The sequence below is a fragment of the Streptomyces sp. NPDC007205 genome, assembly GCF_040634095.1.
In the GTDB taxonomy this organism is placed as follows: domain Bacteria; phylum Actinomycetota; class Actinomycetes; order Streptomycetales; family Streptomycetaceae; genus Streptomyces.
In genome coordinates, this window is the sequence record NZ_JBEYEW010000023.1 from 66,200 (window position 1) to 80,982 (window position 14,783).

Sequence of the window (14,783 nt, forward strand, 5' to 3'; positions counted from 1 at the left end):
GCACGGACCCGGCTGTGGTGCTCCGCGCCATGGTGGCGGCCCCCACGCGTACGTACGGTTCGCGCCCAGTCCACCCCTAACCTCCAGCGCGTCCACCCACAGCCGGAGGAACCCCCATGCCCGCCACACCGCCCGGACGGCCCACACGCCGAGCCCTTCTGCACACCCTCTCGCTCACCGCGGCCTGCCTGCTCCTGACCACACCGGCCGCGGCGGCACCCACCGGCACACCGGACGGCCACTGCGCCGGCCGCACCCAGCTCCGGGTCCCCGGCGCCGCCCGCCAGCAGGCAGACTGCCTGGACGACCTGACCACCGCCGGCACCGTGGCCTCCGGCCACACCGACCCCGCCGACTACGCCGGCCTCACGCCCAAGGACCTGCCCACCCCCAGCGGTGTCCCCGGCATCCAGATCGACGGCTACTTCCCGGACACCTCCACCACCGACACCGACCACGGCTGGCACCACGACTCCCAGTTCGTCATCCGCCTGCCCGACCACTGGAACGGCGGCCTGGTCGTCGCCGGAACCCCCGGCACCCGTGAGCAGTACGCCAATGACAAGGCCATCGCCGACTGGGTGCTGGCACGCGGCTACGCCTACGCCGCCACCGACAAGGGCAACACCGGCACCGCCTTCTACCGCGACGGCCGGCGGCCCGGCGACGCCATCGCCGAATGGAACACCCGACTCACCGAGCTCACCCGTGCCGCCCGCGCCGTGGTCACCCAGCGCTACCACCGGCCCCCGGCCCGCACCCTCGCCACCGGCCTGTCCAACGGCGGCTACCTCGTCCGCTGGCAGCTGGAGAACCACCCCGAGCTGTACGACGGCGGAGTCGACTGGGAAGGCACCCTCTGGCGCACCGACGGCCCCAACCTGCTCACCTTTCTGCCGCCCGCACTGCGCGACTACCCGGTGTACGCCGCCGGCGGTCCCGGAGCCGCCGACGCCCGCGACGCCCTGCACCGGGCCGGCTTCCCGGCCGGCTCGGAGTTCCTGTGGCCGTACCACCATCAGGTCTACTGGGACCTCACCCAGCGCATCTACCGGGAGGAACTCGACCCCGGCTACGACGGCGCCACCGAGGCCGGCACCCCGTTCTGCACCTCAGGCACCCCCGCCTGCGACGCCGACTACGACTACGCGGCCCGGCCTGCGGCCGTCCACCGCGCCGTCGACGGGATCGCCCTCACCGGACGCATCGGCAAACCGCTGATCACCCTTCAGGGCACCCTCGACGTGCTGCTGCCGATCAGTCAGGACTCCGACGTCTACGCCCGCATGGTCCACGCGGCCGGACGGGGCTCGCTGCTGCGCTACTACCGCATCGAGAACGGCACCCACACCGACTCCCTCGTCGACGCCTTCCCCGACAAGCTGCGCCCGATGGTGCCCTGCCACCACGCGGCCTTCGAGGCCCTGGAACACTGGATCACCGGCACCGCCCTCCCGCCCGCCGACCACACGGTCCATCCCCCGGCCGGCGCCACCCCGGCCACGCTCCTCACCAGCTGCCCCCTGCATTGACGATCCCCCCGGCGCCCACGGGTCACCCACCGCAGCCCGGGCACGTACCATGGCCGCATGTCGTTCCTCCGCCGCCGCAGCGCCACCCCTGCCGGACCCGACTTCGACGTGCTGGCCATGGACCCGGGCGACTGGCCGGGCAACCTCGGCGCGGGCCTGCTGCCCGCCCCCGACGGCACCTGCCAGGGCGTCTTCCTGCGCTACGACCTGTTCGGCGGCCGCGGCCCCGCCATGATCATCGGCAACCTCCCCGAGGGCTCCCCGGCCCGCGAGGTAGTCGAGGGCGAGATCCCCTTCGAGGTGGGCCAGCTGCTGCTCGCGCTGGAGAACGACGAGGAGGTCACCGTCGTCGGCGTCGAGGACACCCCGGTCCTGCAGGGCGACAACCTCCTCATCGTGCGGCGGCTGAAGCTGTCCGAGTCCCGGATCTCCTGCGTCCAGTTCGACCGCAGCGACGGCGTCCTCGTCACCATCGCCGCCTGGGACCGCCCCATCACCGACGACCTGTACGCCCTGCTGAAGCCGCTCCCGGCGGAGCTTTTCCAGCAGGGCTGAGGCCGGGCCGGCCGCGGCTAGCCGGCCGACCCCTCCAGGGTCACGTCCGCGGCGCGGACGAAGGCGACCCGGTGGCCGTACTGGATCTCGTAGTACAGGTCCTTGCCCACCACGACCCGGTGCGAGTCGGTGGTGAAGGTGACCGAGTAGTCGTACTCGCCCGGCACCGTGTCACCGACCACGTACTCCTGCCCGGCCGGGATCGTGTACGGCAGCGGGACGACCGACTGGGCGGGGACGTCCGCCGGGTAGGCCTCCTTCTCCGGGTAGGCGCGGCCGTACACCGGGACGCTCGCCAGGCCGTCTTTCGGTGTGATCACCAGCCCCCTGGCGGGCACCGCCGTCGGCGCCTTGTGCGGGTTCTGGAACCAGGCCTTCTGGCCCAGGTACCAGATCGCGGTCCAGTCGCCCCAGCGGTCGGCCACCACGTACTGCTGGCCCGTGGACACCCGGGAGGACAGGTCGTTCACGTCGGTGGTCGGGTCCTTCTTCAGACCGATGTCCCTGACCAGTGGCGCGTTCACGTCGTGGTCCGTGTACAGGCGCACCTCGCTGGAGCCGTGCGCCGGGCACGCGGCACCGCCGGTGGTGCAGCCCGTGTACGCCGGCTGGTTCGCCGCGTAGTCCGGCAGGATCGTCACCAGCCCGGCCGACCTGCCGGCCGTGCGCCTGAACGGGTGGCCCAGCAGCTGGAAGTAGTGCCGCCAGTCCCAGTACGGGCCCGGGTCCGTGTGCATGCCGGGGATGGTGGACGTGGTCGGACCGGGCACGTTGTCGTGGCCCAGGATGTGCTGCCGGTCCAGCGGGATGCCGTACCTCCCGGCCAGGTACTTCACCAGCCGTGCCGAGGACCGGTACATCGCCTCCGTGTACCAGGCGTCCGGGTCGGCGAGGAAACCTTCATGCTCGATGCCGACGGACCGGGCGTTGATGTCCCAGTTACCCGCGTGCCAGGCCACGTCCTTCGCCTTGACGTGCTGGGCGATCAGCCCGTCGGTGGAGCGCACGGTGTAGTTCCACGACACATAGGTGGGGTCCTGGATCAGGTGCAGCACCCCGTCCCAGACGCCCTCCGTGTCATGGATGATGATGTATTTGATGCGCTGCGACACCGGACGGTCACCGAGGTCGTGGTTGCCGTAGTCGTCGTTCCCGAACTGCGCGTACGGCGCCCAGACCGCCTCGCAGGACACCGACCGCGGACACTCGACGCCGTCCGTGGGCAGCGTGCGCAGGCCGGCCCGCTTCAGCTGGGTGGTGTCGGCGGTCAGCCCCGGCTGGGCGGCGAGCGCGACCAGCTGGCCGTCGTCCGTGGTGCGTTCCTCGCCGGTGCGCAGAACGTCGTACACGTCGTTCGCGTACGCCGCTGCGGTCGCCGTGTCGTCGGCGCCGGAGAACCGGGCCACCGCGCCGTACCAGTCGGCCGGGTCGGCGCTCAGCGGCTCGCCCAGCTCCTGCTGCGCGGCGGCGAGCAGGGCGGCACCGCCGGCCACGTTCGCCGCCGGGTCGGTGCGCAGTTTCCCGGCCGGGAGACCGGTCAGCTCCGCCGCCTTCGGGAGCGTCTTCAGGCGGGGCGGGAGCGTCGAGGCGGCCGGCACCTTGACGTCGGGGTGCAGGGCGGCGCGGGCGGTGTCGCCACGGGCGTCTCCCGTGCCCTCGGCGAGGTGCTCCGTGGTGGCGAGCGCGGTCCGGGCGTCCGTGAGGTGCATCGGGCCATAGCCGCCGGTCACGCTCGGCGCGCCCGCGTGCCAGTCCCAGCGGGACTGGAGGTAGGAGACGGCCAGCAGGACGCTCTGCGGCACGTGGTAGTCGGCCGCCGCGGCGGCGAACGCCTGCTGCAGCTGGTCGGTGGAGTCCGAGGCACCCGGGGCGGGGGCCGCGCCGAGCAGCGGCAGCAGCAGGGCCGCGGAGGCCAGGGGGACGGCAGCCCGCCGCAGGTGTCTGTGGCCGGGTGTGGACGTGGGGTCGGTGGCGGAACCTCGCAATGCGGCCTCCTGTGCCGGGCGGGCGTGGCGGGGCGTGCGGCGCCGAGCTGGGTCAGTGGTACCGGCTTGCCGACGATCCGTCAATGATGCCGTCACAGCGGGGATTTGCCTTGGCACGGAGGGATTTCGGCGAGTTTCGCAGTGGCGGTGCGCGGGCCTGCGGGGCGTCACCGGTGTACGCCAGTGACGTCCCGCAGCCCCGGACACACGAAGGTCCGCGGTGCGCCGCCGCTCTGGCGCACCGCGGACCTCCGTGCTTCTTTCTCAGCGAGTGCCGACCGCCGCGCGGACGGCCCTGCGGGCCATCTGGCAGTCGTCGTGCAGCCGCCTCAGCAGCAGCCGCTGCTCCTCGCCGGACGGCGCGGCACCGGGGAGGGCCGGGCCGTGTGCCGCCGGGGCCGCGTCGTGCATCGAACGCTGCACGGCCGTCTCGTACGTACGGATCTCCCGGGTCAGCAGCAGCATCAGGTTCACCAGGAAGGCGTCCCGGGAGGCCGGGCCCGCCGACTGGGCGATCTGGCTGATCTGCCGCCGGGCCGCCGGCGCGTCCCCGAGGACCAGCCACAGCGTCGCCAGGTCGTACCCCGGCAGATACCAGCCCGCGTGCTCCCAGTCCACCAGCACTGGACCGGCCGGTGACAGCAGGATGTTCGACAGCAGGGCGTCGCCGTGGTTGAACTGGAGCATGCCGTGGCGGCCCACCTCGTGGGCGATGCCGTGCAGCAGCTTCTGCAGGTCGCCGAGGTCCCGGTCGGTGAGCAGGCCCAGCTCGTGATACCGGGAGATCCGGACGCCGTAGTCCAGCGGCCTCTCGAACGTGCCCGCCGGGGGCCGCCAGGCGTTCACCCGGCAGATCGCGCCGAGCGCGGCCCGGATGTCCGCGCGGGGCGGCGCCTCGACCGGATGCCGTTGCAGCGCCGCCACCCGGCCCGGCGAACGCTCGATCACCAGTGTGCAGTTGTCCGGATCCGCCGCGATCAGCCGGGGCACACGGACCGGTGGCCGGTGCCGGACGAACGAGCGGTATGCGGCTATCTCGTGGCGGAACCGCTCGGCCCAGGCCGGCGAGTGGTCCAGCAGACACTTGGCCACGGCCGTGCTGCGCCCCGTCGTCCCGACGAGGAGGACGGACCGTCCGCTGCGCCGCAGCACCTGCACCGGAGCGAACTCCGGACAGATCCGGTGCACCGAGGCGATCGCGGTGCGCAGCTGCGCGCCCTGGGGGCCGGACAAGTCGACTCTCCCGCTCAGCGGTGGGGTGCCGGGCTGGCCCGGCACCCGCCGGGGCCGGCCCGCGACCGGCACGGGTCCGCCCGGTCGCGCCACCGGGTCGAGGTAGGGTCCGCCGCCCGCCGGGCGGGAGCGCAGCGGCCGTGGCGGGGCGGACACGGAGGACGATGCTGCGTACATGGGAGATACAGATCCCTTCGTGTGCCTGCGGTGCCTGCCTGGTGGTTCCTTGCTCGGCGCACATGCGCGGGGCCGGTCGCTCCAGGAGCCCGTACTCCGATCGCATGCACTGCGAGCGTGCGCCTGCCCGGCCCGGCCGCACGGGTGCACCCTGGGGAGTGCATCCGACAGCCCGACGAGGCCGAGCTGCGACCGGGTCGGGGTGGCGCGTTCCTACTCGACACCCGATGTCCCGTGGCACACCATCTGGCGGACCCTGGCGAACCCTGGCGAATAGTCGCCCGGCAACCTCCACCGGGCTACTGTCAACTCAGCCGAGAACCTGGGGGCTTGACGTGAGCGGACAACCCAACACCCGCCTTGCGGACCTGTTCGGCCTGGCCGGCTGGTCCAAGGGTGAACTCGCGAGGCTGGTCAACAAGCAGGCGGCGGCCATGGGCCACCCCCAGCTGTCGACCGACACCTCCCGGGTCCGTCGGTGGATCGACATGGGAGAGATCCCGCGCGATCCCGTACCGCGGGTGCTGGCGGCTCTGTTCACCGAGCGTCTCGGCCGTGTCGTGACCATCGAGGACCTCGGTCTGGTGCGGCACGGGCGTGCGGGGAAACGGCAGGGCGACGGGATCGAGGAACATCCCGACGGCGTGCCGTGGGCGCCCGAACGGACCGCTGCGGTCCTCACCGAATTCACGGGAATGGACCTCATGCTCAACCGACGCGGCTTGGTGGGCGCGGGTGCCGCGCTCGCCGCGGGATCCACACTCAGCAGCGCCATGTACGACTGGCTGCACACCGACCCGGCCCTGAAGGCCGACGCCCCCGTCCTGGACGACCCCCTGCACGCCGACCCCGCTGGGTTCGACCGCTATGAGGCCGCCCCCATCGGGTCACAGGAGATCGAGGAACTGGAGCGCTCGGTCGAGGTGTTCCGTGCCTGGGACGCGGCCCGTGGCGGCGGGCTTCAGCGTAAGGCGGTCGTGGGCCAGCTCAACGAGGTGGGCGGCATGCTCGCCTACCACCACCCACCCCATCTCCAGCGACGCCTGTGGGGCGTCGCCGCCAACCTGGCCGTCCTCGCGGGCTGGATGTCGCACGACGTCGGCCTGGAGCCCACGGCACAGAAGTACTTCGTCATCGCCGCCCACGCGGCCCGCGAGGGCGGGGACCGGCCGCGCGCCGGTGAGGCCCTGTCCCGGGCGGCCCGGCAGATGGTGCACCTCGGCCGGCCCGATGACGCACTGGACCTGATGAAGCTCGCCCAGTCCGGCGCCGGCGACGGTCTGCAGCCGCGCACGAAGGCGATGTTCCACACCATCGAGGCCTGGGCGCAGGCGTCGATGGGCAAGGGCCAGGCGATGCGCCGCACCCTCGGCCAGGCGGAGGACCTCTTCGTCTCCGACCGGCAGGACGCGCGGACACCGGACTGGATGCAGACCTTCAAGGACGAGGACCTCTACGGCATGCAGGCCCTCGCCTACCGCACACTGGCCGAGTTCGACCCGGGCGCGGCCGTGCACGCCCAGCACTACGCGGAGAAGGCCCTGGCCCTGCGCGTCGACGGCCGGGAGCGGTCCAAGATCTTCGACCATCTGTCCATGGCCTCGGCCTGTTTCATCGCCGACGATCCAGAACAGGCCGCCCGCTACGCACGGCTGGCCCTGATGTCGATGGGCTCGAACTCCTCCCGGCGCACCTGGGACCGGCTGCGCCAGATGTACCGGCTGACCGCGGAGTACGCCGGCTATCCGAAGATCCACGAACTGCGGGAGGAGATCCGGCTCGCCCTGCCGAAGCCGAGAGGCAAGGGCGGCAGCAGCGCACAGGTGTGAGCGCACGGGCCAGGGGCCTGTGCGCCGGTCTGCCTACCACCTCACCCACCGCACCGTTCAGCTCATGCGGTGACCTTGGCGACGAGCAGGCACGCGTCGTCCTCGCGTCCGGCTCCGCCGAACTCCTCGACCACCGTCCGTACGCAGTCCTGCGCGCTGCGCGCCGCGTCGAACCGCGGGGCGAGGCCGAGCAGGCGGTCCACGGCGTCGGCCGAGCTGTGCCCGGGCACCACCCCGTCGGTGTGCAGCAGGAGGAGGTCACCGGGTTTCAGGGTCGCCTCGGCCTGCCCGTAGACGGCGCCCGAGGTGGCGCCGAGCAGGACGCCGTCCGGTGCGTTCAGCATGCGCCCCGTCCCGTCGCGGTACAGCAGCGGGGCGGGGTGTCCTGCCTGTGCCCAGACCAGCGTGCGGGTGGCGGGCCGGTAGCGGCAGCAGACGGCGCTGCCGAGGGCGGGCTGCACGGTGGCATCCAGTAACTGGTTGAGCATGCCGAGCAGTTCACCGGGCTGGGCGCCGGCCAGGGCCATGCCGCGTACGGCGCCGAGCAGCGTCGCCATGCCGGTGGCGACGGCCACCCCGTGCCCGGTGAGATCGCCGACGCTGAGCAGGGTCTCGCCGTCGGACAGTTCCAGTGCGTCGTACCAGTCACCGCCGAGCGGCGTGGTCGCCGTCGCGGTCAGACGGCGGGCGGCGAGGTCGAGGGCGCGTGGCCCCTGGTGCGGGAGCCGCAGGGAGCCGCGCCAGGGCGGTAGCACGGCCTCCTGCAGCTCGGCCGCGATCCGGTGCTCGGTCTGCTCCTGCCGGCGGTGGCGCTGCAGCGAGTCACTGGTCTCGTGCACCGTCCGCCTGCAGCGGCGCAGTTCGCTGACGTCCCGCAGCACGGCCCACATGGAGGTCGTGCTGCCGTCGGTGCCGAGCACGGGCTCGCCCATCATGTGCACGGTCCGCACGGAGGTGTCCGGCCGGACGATCCGGAACTCGCCGTCGATCGGCTTGGCGTCGACCAGGCAGTCCGTGACCATTGCGGTCACCTTCGGCCGGTCCTCCTCCAGGACCAGTGAGGGCAGTTCGTCCAGGGTGAGGGCGGGGGCGGCCGGGGCGAGGCCGAGGATCTGGTACAGCTCCCCGGACCAGGTCGCCTCGTCCGTGAGCAGGTTCCACTCCGCGCTGCCGACCCGGCTGAGCAGCGAGCCGCCCGGGTCGGCAGGCGTCTCGACCGGTTCGGCAGGGGCGGCGGGCGCGGCCTCGGGGCCGTCCCGCAGCTGGGCCAAGTGGGCGTCCAGGTCCTCCAGTTGGTGCAGTGCGAGGTCGTACAGGGCGCGCTGCCAGCGTTCCTCCGGGTCCGCACCGTCGTTCTGGGTGTCCCGCCGTACGGCGTCCACGTCGCCCTTGAGCCGTCGCGTCTGCGTGATCAACGCCTCGACCGAGCCGCGTCCGGGTGGCTGGGCGGCTGGGTGGTCCGCGGAGACTGGGGACGGCATGACGCACTCCGATGGGGGACGGTACGGCCGGGGAAGACGGGGGACCGTTACGACTCTCGCACAGCCCGCGACGCCCCGTAAGGGATTTGGCAACACACGATACGGTGGTGCTTTCGGCATATGCCAGAGTCTTCCCGGAGTGATCCCGGCGCACGAATGATGTACGCATCCGGCGGTTCAAGTCGTAGACAAGCTACGGGACTTGCCTCATTGCGGACGTTTTTCGCCGACACCCAGTCGGGTGTTCGTCGCTCGCGTGTTCGCACATGGTCCGATCGTCTTGTACACGTCGAACTCTGACCGGATTTGGCGGCATGCGAGGCGCCCCCGAGTACTCCATAAGGGCATGGACGCCATCACAGTCGAACAGCCCGCCCAGGCCCGGCTCATCACCGCCGACGACCTGGAGATCCCCGTGCCGGCCACACTGCGCTACACCACGGAAGACCCCCTGGCCGTCCATGTGGACTTCCCCGCCGATGCCGCGCTGGAGGGCGAGGAGGTCACCTGGATCTTCGCGCGCTCCCTGCTCGACCAGGGGCTGCGGGCCCCGGCCGGCCATGGGGACGTGCAGATATGGCCGTACGGCCGCACCCGGACCGTCGTGGAGTTCCACTCGCCCCAGGGCCTGGCCCTGCTGCAGTTCCCCGCCTCGGCGCTGCGCCTCTTCCTGCTGCGCACCTACACGGTGGTGGCGGCCGGACAGGAGGACATGGCCGGGGTGGTGGAGCGGGGGTTGAGCGCCCTGTTCGGCGGGGTGTGAGACGGGCACCCTGGCGCGCGGTGTGCCGCAGGGCCACTCCGGTGACGGGGTCGGGGCCGATGACCCCGAGCAGCAGAAGAGGCTTCGCAGGGCTCGGCGCCTCCGCGGCGGCGGGTGCGGCGCCGGCCCACGCACGACGGCGGCGGCTGCCGCGACCAAGGACTTCGACCACGTGCCCCCGCCGGCGCCGCCCGCCGGAACTGCCGGGGAGTTCCCGGTGATCGTCATCCCGCCCTGGACACACGGCGGCTGGTGTGACCCCGGCGAGGCCGGCCGTGGCCTCTTCGGCCCGCTCGGCATCGGGTCGGCCACCGCCGCGGCCCTGGCTCGGCTGACCACCTGGTCGAGCCGTCGTACAGGGTCGGCCCCCAGGTGGCCGGCGCCCAGCACCGCCACTCCCAGCAGGTCGCCCATGTGCGCTCCCCCTCGCCGGCGATGACGGCGGTGGCGTACGCCGACGAGAGAGCGCTTCCTCAAGGTGCCCCGTCGGGGCACCGGTTGCCGCAGCGGGCCTCAGTACCGCAGGACCCCCGCGATCCCGTCCGCGTCACCCAGCATGCCGTCGGGTACGAAGCGGACGTCCGCGCCGGTCTCCAGGCACTGCTCGACGAGCTCGTCCACGATGTCCTCGCGGGCGTTCAGATCACCGGGCTCGGCCGGCACCAGATGCTCGCCGAGGCCGCGGACGCTCGGCCGGAAGTTCTCCTCCACGGCGAGCAGCCGGACCCGGCCCTCGCGGGCGCTCTGCCACAGCTCGTCCAGACCCGCCGCGAAGGTCCGGTGACCGCGGGCCGAGGTCAGCTCCCGGACCACGTCCGTGGTGTCCTTGCGGGCCTCGGCCTCCAGTACCGGCCGCAGCGCCTGCCACACCGCCTCGGGACCGGCGTGCGCGAGGCCGCCGTGCGGGACGTGGACGGCGGACTTGGCGACGCTGCCGACCTCGTCCAGCAGGGACAGCGCCGCCTGTTCGCCGGTGACGTACAGCGGCCGGGGCTGGTCGCGCAGGATCGTGTTCATGGCGGTGTCCGCCTCGCGCAGGAACTGCCGGGTGCCCTCGTCGCTGAAGGTGCTCGGCAGGCCGCCCGTGCGCATCTGGCGCTCGGGGTCGAAGTTCTCCTGTCGGCGCTCCAGCGGGAAGCCGCCCGAGCGGTCCTGCACCACACGGTCGTCGCCGCCGCTCCACAGGGTGACGTGGTCCGCGGAGACCGACAGCACCCAGAAGGGGCGTCCGGCGGCCTGTGCGGCGACCAGGTTGCGGGTGAGGAAGGTGTCCGAGAGCACCACCCGCTCGGGGACGGTGCGGGCCAGGGACCACACCTGGTGCTCTCCCGGCGCGGCGAAGATCACCAGGCCGTCCTCGGCGTGTGCCAGATCCACTTCCGCGAGTGCCCGGTCGAGCTGCGCCACCACCTCGTTGCGCCGCTCACGGGTGACGGCGGGGTCGGACTCCAGGCGTCTGCGGGCCTCGCTGACCACATTGCGCAGCCGGACGGGATCCTGGCCGTTCTCGGGTTCGCGGCGGTGTGTCGGGGTCAGCACCGACACCGCCGGATACGGACGCGGGCGCCGGAGTTCGGCGAGGGTCGCGGGACTCAGTGCGTGCTCCATGACAGCACGATAGGTCCGATTCACATGTCCGGCATTCGGGGTAATCCGGAACGAAGGTCCGCGGGTCTCTCTGCCGCACCACGGTGACGCGACTGCCTGCGGACCGTTACCGTACCGGCCAGTAACCGAATCCCGGCGCACCCCGGAGGCCTGACATGCCGCAGCTCGAACTCGACGGAGCGGCCCTGACGTACGACGACGAGGGTCCCCGTGACGCACTGGAGGTGCCCCTCGTGTTCGTCCACGGCTGGACCGCCGACCGGCACCGCTGGGATCACCAGATCGCGCACTTCTCGCCGGGGCGCCGGGTGATCCGGCTGGACCTGCGCGGGCACGGCGAGAGCACCGGGGCCGGGGTGCGCACCATCGCGGAGCTGGCGCAGGACGTCCTCGCCCTGCTCGATCACCTGAAGGTCGAACGGTTCGTGCTGGTCGGCCACTCGATGGGCGGGATGATCGCGCAGACCATCGCCCTGGCCCAGCCCGGGCGGGTGGAGCGGATGGCGCTGGTGGGCTCCATCGGCCGGATGGCGTACAGCCGCGGCCGGGGGCTGCTCATGGCCGTCTCCACCCTCGTGCCGTACAGGCTGTTCGTCGCCGCCAACATCCAGCGCGCCTTCGCGCCCGGCTATCCGCGTGAGGAGATTCGCGCGCACCTCCGCGCCTCCGCCGCGACCCCCCGCGAGGTCGTGATGACGCTGTACGGCGCGATGCGTGCCTTCGACGTGCTGGACCGGGCCGGCGAGATCCGCACCCCCACCCTGATGGTGCACGGCTACCACGACGTCCAGCTGCCGGTGCGGCAGATGCTCCGGATGGCCAAGGCCTACCCGGACGCGGTCGTGCGCATCCTCGACGCGGGCCATGAACTGCCGCTGGAGAAGCCGGCCGAGCTGACCGCCGTACTGGATCGATTCGTGACCGACAAGGTCTGACTTCTTGCGGCGTTTGAGGAAGTTTTTGCCCGTGGCCGGTTCCGCGCGGCACCGGCCCGGTGGTGTGGGCCGCGCGGGATCTCGCGCGAGCAAAAAACGGCCGAATTCATGAGGGCGGGGGAAGCTGTCCGTGTTACCGGCGCGTTGACTGCCTCGGGCAACTGCCGGAGGCTGGTCATATAGGTGCTAGATACAACTGGTTTGCGGGCCGGTCCCTGGTTCACCTGGGAAAGCTGAGGTGAGCGGGGGAGTCGGTCTCGCGCCGGAGGCAGGAGGTAGCGCATGTGCGGCATCACCGGGTGGGTCTCCTTCGACCGTGACCTCACCACCGAGGCCCCCACATTGCATGCGATGACCGAGACGATGGCCTGCCGCGGCCCGGACGACCGCGGCACCTGGGTCCAGGGCCCGGCCGCCCTCGGACACCGCCGGCTCGCGATCATCGACCTCCCCGGCGGCCGGCAGCCGATGTCCCTCGACACCGCCGAGGGGGCCGTCGCCCTGGTGTACTCCGGAGAGGCGTACAACTTCACCGAGCTGCGCCGGGAACTCGAGGGCCGCGGCCACCGGTTCACCACCGACTCCGACACCGAGGTCGTGCTGCGCGGCTACCTCGAATGGGGGGACGCGGTCGCCGAACGGCTCAACGGGATGTACGCGTTCGCCGTCTGGGACGGCCGCCACGGCAAGCTCGTGATGATCCGCGACCGCATGGGCATCAAGCCGTTCTACTACTACCCCACCCCCGACGGCGTCCTGTTCGGCTCCGAGCCCAAGGCGATCCTCGCCAACCCGCTCGCCCGCCGGAGGGTCGCGATGAACGGGCTGCGGGAACTGTTCGTCATGGTCAAGACGCCCGGACACGCGATCTGGGACGGCATGCGCGAGGTGGAACCCGGCACGGTCGTCACCGTCGGCCGCTCCGGCCTCTCCACCCGCGTCTACTGGCGGCTCCAGACCCGTCCGCACACCGACGACCGCGACACCACCGTCGCCACCGTACGCTCGCTGCTCGACGACATCGTGCGCCGCCAGCTGGTCGCCGACGTCCCACGCTGCACCCTGCTCTCCGGCGGCCTCGACTCCTCCGCGATGACCGCCATCGCCGCCCGGCAACTCGGCGAGCAGGGCGAGAAGGTGCGCAGCTTCGCCGTCGACTTCGTCGGCCAGACCGACAACTTCGTCGCCGACGAACTGCGCCGCACCCCCGACACGCCCTTCGTGCACGACGTGGCCGAACTGGCGGGCACCGACCACCAGGACATCGTCCTCGACGCACAGTCCCTCGCCGACCCCGCCGTGCGCGAGCAGGTGATCCGCGCCCGCGACCTGCCGGCCGGCTTCGGCGACATGGACACCTCGCTGCTGCTGCTCTTCCGCGCCGTCCGCGAGAAGTCCACGGTGGCCCTGTCCGGCGAGTCCGCCGACGAAGTCTTCGGCGGCTACGTGCAGTTCTTCGACGAGGAGGCGCGCCGCGCCGACACCTTCCCCTGGCTGGCGAGCAATCGCCGGCTCATGGGCGACGACGCCGAGGTGCTGCGCGCCGACCTCGGCACCTCCCTGGACCTGGAGGGGTATGCCGCCGACGGCTACCGCACCGCCGTCGCCGCCATCGACCGGCTGGACGGCGAGAGCGACTTCGAGTACCGGATGCGGCAGATGAGCCATCTGCACCTCACCCGCTTCGTCCGCGCCCTGCTCGACCGCAAGGACCGGATGAGCATGGCCGTCGGCCTGGAGGTCCGGGTGCCGTTCTGCGACCACCGGCTGGTCGAGTACGTCTACAACGCCCCCTGGGCGCTCAAGTCCTTCGACGGCCGGGAGAAGAGCCTGCTCCGGGAAGCCGCCGCGGACGTCCTGCCGCGCTCGGTGTACGACCGGGTCAAGAGCCCCTACCCGTCCACACAGGACCCGCAGTACGCCCGTGCCCTCCAGGAACAGGCCAAGGAGCTGCTGTCCCGGCCCTCCCACCAGGTCTTCGACCTCGTCGACCGCGACGGGCTCAGGCGGGCCGCCGAACGCGAGGAGCCGGTCAGCACCCAGGTGGCCCGGCGAGGCCTGGAGCGCGCCCTGGACCTCGCACAGTGGCTGGAGCTCTACACCCCCGAGGTGACGCTCAGCTGAGGCCGACGGCCCGGTCCGCGGCCGCCGCCGTGGCCAGCCACCACGTCGTCACCGGCTCCCACACCAGAACCTGCCTGCCGGTGCCGAGCCGCGCGGCGGTGAAGGAGCGGCCCCACTGCGCGGCCGAGGCGGCCACGGTCACGGTGTCCACCCGGCGGGCCTCGGGGTCCGCCGGGTCGCCGATGGTGCGGACGTCGGCGTAGGCGGTCCGGCCCGCCGCGAGCCGGTAGTCGCCGGTGCCGCCCTTCGGTGTCGGCAGGGCGGCGCCGTCCAGATCCCCGAAGGTCACCGTGGGCACGCGGTCGACGACGCACGCGCGGGTGCCGCGGTTGGTGACGCTCATGCGCACCACGGTCGGGTCGCCGGCCACGGCCTTCGCCCGGACCGCCAGCGACTTGTCGGCACAGCGGACGGGCCGGGCGGGGTCCGTGGCGGCCTGGCTCTGCGGCGCGGTCAGCAGCAGGACCGCCGTGGCGGCGGAGGCGGCGGGTACGGCGACGGCGGCGCGGATGCGCATGGTGGCTCCCCCTGTCGTGGTCACGTACGGGATGCGGCGGCCTG

At 72.3% G+C, this 14,783-nt stretch carries 11 protein-coding genes and 1 pseudogene; 6 read left to right on the forward strand and 6 right to left on the reverse strand.

Annotation, left to right across the window (positions count from 1 at the left end; translation table 11 throughout):
- Positions 1–116 precede the first annotated feature (116 nt).
- Complete coding sequence (locus ABZ624_RS29985; RefSeq protein WP_360095695.1) at positions 117–1,532, forward strand: 3-hydroxybutyrate oligomer hydrolase family protein; 1,416 nt, start codon at positions 117–119, stop codon at positions 1,530–1,532.
- Between the two features lie 57 nt (positions 1,533–1,589).
- Positions 1,590–2,087, forward strand: coding sequence for a hypothetical protein (locus ABZ624_RS29990; RefSeq protein ID WP_360095698.1), 498 nt, complete (start codon positions 1,590–1,592; stop codon positions 2,085–2,087).
- Positions 2,088–2,104: 17 nt separating this feature from the next.
- Here ABZ624_RS29990 and ABZ624_RS29995 read toward each other — a convergent pair whose 3' ends face one another.
- Complete coding sequence (locus ABZ624_RS29995; protein ID WP_360095701.1) at positions 2,105–4,072, reverse strand: N-acetylmuramoyl-L-alanine amidase; 1,968 nt, start codon at positions 4,070–4,072, stop codon at positions 2,105–2,107.
- A gap of 264 nt (positions 4,073–4,336) precedes the next feature.
- On the reverse strand, positions 4,337–5,482 hold the full coding sequence (locus ABZ624_RS30000; RefSeq protein ID WP_360095704.1) for an aminoglycoside phosphotransferase family protein: 1,146 nt from the start codon (positions 5,480–5,482) through the stop codon (positions 4,337–4,339).
- Between the two features lie 335 nt (positions 5,483–5,817).
- Here ABZ624_RS30000 and ABZ624_RS30005 point away from each other — a divergent pair, with 335 nt between their 5' ends.
- Complete coding sequence (locus ABZ624_RS30005; protein ID WP_360095707.1) at positions 5,818–7,311, forward strand: hypothetical protein; 1,494 nt, start codon at positions 5,818–5,820, stop codon at positions 7,309–7,311.
- A gap of 62 nt (positions 7,312–7,373) precedes the next feature.
- Here the strand turns inward: ABZ624_RS30005 and ABZ624_RS30010 are convergent, their stop codons facing one another.
- Positions 7,374–8,792 (reverse strand): SpoIIE family protein phosphatase, encoded by a 1,419-nt coding sequence (locus ABZ624_RS30010; RefSeq protein ID WP_360095710.1) that lies wholly within the window; start codon positions 8,790–8,792, stop codon positions 7,374–7,376.
- Positions 8,793–9,138: 346 nt separating this feature from the next.
- Between ABZ624_RS30010 and ABZ624_RS30015 the strand changes: the two genes are divergently transcribed.
- Entirely contained in the window at positions 9,139–9,555 is a 417-nt protein-coding gene (locus ABZ624_RS30015) for an SsgA family sporulation/cell division regulator (RefSeq protein WP_360095713.1), read from the forward strand.
- Between the two features lie 259 nt (positions 9,556–9,814).
- On the opposite strand, the pseudogene ABZ624_RS30020 reads toward ABZ624_RS30015, so the two are convergent.
- Both ABZ624_RS30020 and ABZ624_RS30025 read right to left on the reverse strand, forming a co-directional pair.
- Positions 9,815–9,969: pseudogene (locus tag ABZ624_RS30020) on the reverse strand (inositol 2-dehydrogenase); the annotation flags it as partial.
- Positions 9,970–10,068: 99 nt separating this feature from the next.
- Entirely contained in the window at positions 10,069–11,163 is a 1,095-nt protein-coding gene (locus tag ABZ624_RS30025; RefSeq protein ID WP_360095716.1) for a chemotaxis protein, read from the reverse strand.
- 155 nt (positions 11,164–11,318) lie between these two features.
- Between ABZ624_RS30025 and ABZ624_RS30030 the strand changes: the two genes are divergently transcribed.
- Together ABZ624_RS30030 and asnB are read left to right on the forward strand one after the other, a co-directional pair.
- Entirely contained in the window at positions 11,319–12,098 is a 780-nt protein-coding gene (locus ABZ624_RS30030) for an alpha/beta fold hydrolase (RefSeq protein ID WP_360095719.1), read from the forward strand.
- 282 nt (positions 12,099–12,380) lie between these two features.
- The gene (gene asnB / locus ABZ624_RS30035) at positions 12,381–14,222 is read left to right on the forward strand and encodes an asparagine synthase (glutamine-hydrolyzing) (RefSeq protein ID WP_360095721.1); all 1,842 of its coding nucleotides are present in this window, start codon (positions 12,381–12,383) and stop codon (positions 14,220–14,222) included.
- On the opposite strand, the gene ABZ624_RS30040 is transcribed toward asnB, so the two are convergent.
- Positions 14,215–14,739 (reverse strand): DUF4232 domain-containing protein, encoded by a 525-nt coding sequence (locus tag ABZ624_RS30040; RefSeq protein WP_360095724.1) that lies wholly within the window; start codon positions 14,737–14,739, stop codon positions 14,215–14,217. The two genes, asnB and ABZ624_RS30040, sit on opposite strands and share 8 nt — an antisense overlap.
- Positions 14,740–14,783 lie beyond the last annotated feature (44 nt).